The following is a 5,872-nucleotide window of genomic DNA, read 5'->3' on the forward strand; positions in this document are numbered from 1 at the left end:
AAACCCGTTATCGCCCTGGTGGGTCGACCCAACGTAGGAAAATCCACGTTATTTAATTGTTTAACGCGAAGCCGGGATGCCCTGGTGGCGGATCAACCGGGTTTAACCCGTGACCGCAAATATGGCGAGGGGAAAATTGATGACAGGGATTTCATTGTCATTGATACCGGTGGGTTGAGTGATGATTCAAGCGGCCTGGATAACTTGATGGCTGATCAGGTATGGCAGGCAGTTAATGAAGCAAATATCATTTTGTTTCTTACTGATGCACGTCAGGGCTTGCTTGCAACGGATGAAGAAATAGCACAACGCTTGCGTCGCACAGGTAAAAATATAAAGCTGGTAGTAAACAAAATCGATGGTTTAAATACAGATGTTGTTTTACCTGAATTCCATGCATTGGGGTTAGGTGAGCCTGTCCCCATCAGTGCTTCCAACAATCATGGTGTTAAATCTCTGGTTCAATCTGTGTTGGAGCAGCAGGCACCCGCTGAAGACGAAGAAGAGCAGCCGGAAGGCATTCGAATTGCTGTAGTTGGCAAACCTAATGTGGGTAAATCGACGCTGGTTAACCGTATTCTGGGCGAAGAACGGGTATTGGCTTTCGATATGCCAGGGACGACGCGAGACAGTATCTATATACCCTTCACACGTGAAGATCAGGCCTATGTTTTGATTGATACAGCCGGCGTACGGCGCAAAGGAAAAGTTGATAACAAGCTGGAAAAATTCAGTGTCATAAAAACCTTGCAAGCTATAGAGCATGCGAACGTGATTATTCTGGTGATTGATGCGCAGCAGGGGATAACGGATCAGGATGCGCACTTGCTGGGATTTATATTAGATACGGGCCGAGCCCTGGTTATCGCGGTTAATAAATGGGATGGATTGACGCAGGATCAGCGTGATCGTGTTAAGACTGAACTGGATCGTCGACTAAAGTTTTGCGAATTTGCGCACGTGCTATATGTTTCAGCATTGCATGGAACTGGCGTAGGGAACTTGTTCAAGCCGGTGTTGAACGCCTACCGGTCCGCCATGATTGATGTACAGACCTCGAAGCTGACAAAAATACTGGAAAGTGCTGTTGATGCGCATCCGCCGCCCTTGGTCAAGGGGCGTCGGATAAAGCTACGTTATGCGCACCAGGGTGGGCGAAATCCACCGATAATTGTGATACATGGGAATCAAACAGATAAGACGCCACAAATGTATCAACGCTATCTGGTTAATTATTTTATTCAGACGCTGCAGTTGGAAGGTACCCCTGTTCGTGTTGATTTCGTTACCGGTGAGAATCCCTATAAAAACAAACGCAATACACTCACCAGACGTCAAATAGACAAAAAGAAGCGACTCAAACGCCATATTAAAAAGTCGAAATGACAATTAAGCCAGGCCGACACAACTAACCTTGTATCGCATAGAAACATTGTCGGAAAACTTATCAACTTTGTTTAACTTGCGCGCAGTAGTTACCTTGTTTGGATGACAAATATTCACATGCAATGTCGGAAAATTTTACAATTTTATATACGAGCAGAATAATATTTTAGCAAGCTATTGAAAGCAGGACTTTTATTGATGCTGGTATGAATATTGTATTTTACTGTGCGTTGTGAAAAGAAATTTTTGGGAGAGAGATAATAATTTTCACAACTTTACTGGAGCTGGCGTTGTAACGATGTGTCGTAACCGTTGTAATGATGTGTCGTAACAATGTTAAGTCCAGTGAAAGTTTGACGTTCCATGTACTAGTCTTTAAGCCCCGCAATGCGGGGCTTTGTTTTTACTGAAACTAAATGTTAAAAGTTAGCGGCAACCTGGAGCGTAATGGTGGAACCTGAATTGCCAGTAACGTCGTTAGGATTGCTGTTGTCATAATCGGTATCATAGGCGTATTCAAATGTTGCTCGAGTGGAATCGTCAATCATGTATGAAGTAGCAAACATAATCCGAGATTCTGGCATGTAGCCTGACATATCAACACTATCCTGCATACCCAGAGCCATATTCCAGGCTTTGCCAAAATTGTATCCTATCTCAAGGTTAGTGGCGCTAGGCTTACTTTTTTGATTAAGATATATTTCACCATCCGCAAATTCTTTGGTTGCAGCTGCCAGCTCTCCAATAATCTGAAAAGATCCCCAATGCAAAGTCAAATGCGCAATTATCCCCGGCACATATTCACTTATCTCTGTTTGGCCTGATTGATTTAGTAATATAATGTTGTTCAGGTATTTAGATTCGCCAAAATTATTGATGTATCCAACGCCAAGATCAAGGTAAGTGGACTGTCCTTCATAAATATAACCCAGATTAACGCCAACATTGTCTATGGAATCTTCACCACCAGATTCCATGAGATCGCCGTTAAATAAATAAATAGCGGCGTTAATTCCGCTGTCGTAGGCAGCAACGAATGCCACTTCTCGTGTTTGGGCAAGCGTAAGGGTGAGTGGGTCAGAAGCCATATTGGTTTCAAATGAACCAAAAGGCACATAAAGCTGACCGAATTGGGCTGAGAATGAACTCTGGAATGCGTTGCCGTACTCAATGTATGCATTGTCTAACTCAAGGTCGACTTCAATTAATGGATTATCGTGTTGCCGGTAAAGGAGTGAAATATGGGTAGCGATCCATTCACTTATCTCTGACTCGAAGTGAACTTCCGCATCGTTGATAATAATATTACTGGAACTGGAGCCATCAAATTCTTCGCTAAATTGCGCATCCACTTTTAACAAGCCACTGATTTCGCTGGATGCTGCCAGTAACTGCTCTGAAAAAGTAAAGAATAAAACTAAAATGAAAAATCTGGTAAATGCTGGATTTATTATTTTACGGCGAAAAACCATCGATACCTCCTTCGGTTTTTTCTGTCTTGCGCGGCACTCAATATCGATTGATCAATCGCAGCACTGACCTTTGCATCACCGGCAATCGATACTTTGCTTTGCTTATAATTTACTCGTTATTATAAGGGATTTCTGTAATTTTTCATTTGAAAAGTGAAGAAACTCAGAAAAACAGCTTTTTAGCCTGATACTCGATTAGCTAAAATTATGACACAAGCGGAAAATAAGAATATTCAAGCCAGGCACCTGGTTAATTCGGTCAAGTATCCTGGCTGATTCGACTATAGTATGTTTGATAACCTGTCGAAGCGCAGATACGGTGTTTTGTCACATGTCATCATCACCGTTAGGATTTAAGGAGTGGCGCCAGAACTGGTCTTCAGTAACGAATAGTTGCCGCGATTCCTGTGGCCCCCAGGTTCCTGCGGGGTAAGTATGAATGTAGTCACGATCAGTGGCCCATACACGCAATATGGGGTCTACTACACGCCAGGCCCATTCCACTTCATCATAGCGAAGATAGAGGCTCTGATCGCCTTCGATGATGTCCAGCAATAGACTCTCGTAGGCATCGAGTTTTTCATCGGGTTCCGCGTCGCTAAAACTGGCATCCAGACTAATCGAGCGGGGTGTCATGGTTAATCCGGGTTCTTTAACCTGTAATTCAATGCGCAGACATTCCTGGGGCTGGATGCCTAATAAAACCCAGTCCGGTTTCAGGCGGTCTACCACCGTGTTGCGAAAAAGGTGCTGTGGTGGGTGTTTGAAACGAATACTGATCGCAGATTGAGTTTCGGCCAGGCGTTTACCAGTTCGCAAAAAAAACGGGACGTCACGCCAGCGCCAGTTATCAATATAAAACTTATGAGCTGAATAAGTTTCTGTGGTACTGTCAGGCGCAACACCATTTTCTTCCAGGTAGCTATTGACTTTTTTACCTCCTATCATTCCACTGGAATACTGGGCACGAAATGACATAGCGCGTACCGCGCTTTGCGAAATGGGTCGAATAGACTTGAGCACTTTTACTTTCTCATCCCGCAATGCTTCTGCATCCATATTGGCCGGGGGTTCCATGGCAACCAGGGTCAACAATTGTAGTAAGTGACTCTGTACCATGTCACGCAATGCGCCAGCCCCGTCATAGTAATGGGCCCGACTTTCTATGCCATCGACCTCTGAATGGGTAATCTGTATATGGTCGATGTAGTTACGGTTCCATAAAGGCTCCAGCATTACATTGGCGAAACGGAACACCAGAATGTTCTGTACCGTGCCTTTCCCCAGGTAATGGTCGATGCGGTAAATCTGATCTTCACGCAGGTAGCGGTGGAGTTTGCGTTGTAATGTTTCAGCGCTCTCCAGATCGGAGCCAAAAGGTTTTTCGATAACAACTCTTCGCCAGCCATGGGTGTCGTCTACCAGTTCAGATTCGCCCAGTTTTTGAATAACTACCCCAAATTCTGCCGGCCGCAGCGCCATATAGAATGCAGCATTGGCGGAATAGCTGGCATCGGTTTCCAGCAAGGATTTTATATTCTTATAGAGTTCATTATCGTTGAGATCACCTTGCATGTAACGTAGCCTGGCAGCAAAGCGTGTAAAAACTGTCTCATCGATACCACCACGAACTTTGTTTTTGATGAAGGTTCTAACTTCCTCGCACCAGCTTTCACTCGTCCATTCACTGCGTCCCAGGCACAGGATTAGAGAACCTTCGGGTATGCTGTGTTCTACTTCCAGATGGTAAAGTGCAGGCATAAGTTTGTTGCGTGACAAATGCCCGGTTGCACCAAAGATGACGAAGGTGCACGGTTCAATAATTTTCATAAAAAAAATGCTCCTGATTCAGTATTACCATCTGCTTTAGTTCTGTTGCCAGTCGGTATGAAAAAATTCTCCACGCGGTTTATCGATACGTTCGTAAGTATGGGCACCAAAATAATCGCGCTGTGCCTGTAACAGGTTGGCGGGGAGTTGTGCCGTACGATAGCCGTCATAAAATGCTAACGCTGAAGAAAATGCCGGCGTCGGTATGCCGCACTCAATAGCAAACTGTATTGCTTTACGCCATCCGCTCTGAGATTGTTCAATGGCGTTTTTGAAAAAATCATTGAGTAACAGGTTGTCAAGCTCTGGATTTTCTTCATAGGCCTGTTTAATGTTGCCTAGAAAACGGCTGCGAATAATACACCCCCCGCGCCACACTAACGCAATATTGCCGTAGTTAAGCTGCCAGTCATTTTGTTTCGATGCTTGTTGCATCAGCATAAAGCCCTGGGTATAGGAAATGATTTTTGATGCATACAATGCGTCCTGAATGAATTGAATCATTTCCGGTTCGTGTGGCACCCGGGTTGTTCCCGGTCCGGGTAACATCTGGCTGGCATGTTCGCGCTGTGTTTTTAAAGATGACAGGAAACGGGCAAAGACTGCTTCACCAATCAGTGTCAGGGGTATACCGTTTTCCAGGGCGTCAATTGCCGTCCATTTACCAGTACCTTTTTGTCCGGCACTGTCTAAAATCTTATCCACCAGTGGTAGGCCATCGTCATCCTTAACACCAAGGATCTGCGCGGTGATTTCTATAAGGTAGGAATCCAGTACACCGTGCTGCCAATCCTCGAAAATTTGCTGTAAAGCTTCAACAGGCAGTCCGAGACCAAAACGCAATAAATGATAGGCTTCACTGATCAACTGCATGTCACCATATTCGATGCCATTATGAACCATTTTCACGTAGTGGCCAGCACCGCCAGTGCCGATCCATTCACAACAGGCAGCGTCCCCCACCTTTGCAGCCATGGCCTGAAACATTTTACTCACCTCAGGCCAGGCAGCCTCATGTCCACCCGGCATTAGTGATGGTCCGTGCCGTGCACCTTCCTCGCCGCCTGAGACACCCATACCTATGTAATGGATACCTTGTGCCTGTAGCTCGTTACAACGTCGCTGGGTATCGGTAAACAGTGAATTTCCGCCATCGATAATGATATCGCCTGCATCGAGGTAAG

4 protein-coding genes are annotated in these 5,872 nt (G+C 45.1%); 1 reads left to right on the forward strand and 3 read right to left on the reverse strand.

Translation table 11 applies throughout. The features are described 5' to 3' along the window. Nucleotides 1–1,386, forward strand: a 1,386-nt coding sequence (gene der / locus ACWVCM_RS09290; RefSeq protein WP_455201462.1) for a ribosome biogenesis GTPase Der, incomplete at its 5' end; no start/stop codon positions are given. Nucleotides 1,387–1,805: 419 nt separating this feature from the next. Here der and ACWVCM_RS09295 read toward each other — a convergent pair. The 3 genes from ACWVCM_RS09295 to gnd all read right to left on the reverse strand — a co-directional run. Next, nucleotides 1,806–2,858, reverse strand: coding sequence for an LbtU family siderophore porin (locus ACWVCM_RS09295; protein ID WP_455201463.1), 1,053 nt, complete (start codon nucleotides 2,856–2,858; stop codon nucleotides 1,806–1,808). A 327-nt stretch (nucleotides 2,859–3,185) separates the two neighbouring features. Next, nucleotides 3,186–4,688, reverse strand: a complete 1,503-nt coding sequence (gene zwf, locus ACWVCM_RS09300) for a glucose-6-phosphate dehydrogenase (RefSeq protein ID WP_455201464.1) — start codon at nucleotides 4,686–4,688, stop codon at nucleotides 3,186–3,188. A 36-nt stretch (nucleotides 4,689–4,724) separates the two neighbouring features. Next, nucleotides 4,725–5,872 (reverse strand): decarboxylating NADP(+)-dependent phosphogluconate dehydrogenase (gene gnd, locus ACWVCM_RS09305; protein ID WP_455201465.1); only part of this gene is annotated, 1,148 nt, incomplete at its 5' end.

This window comes from Kaarinaea lacus, assembly GCF_975902315.1.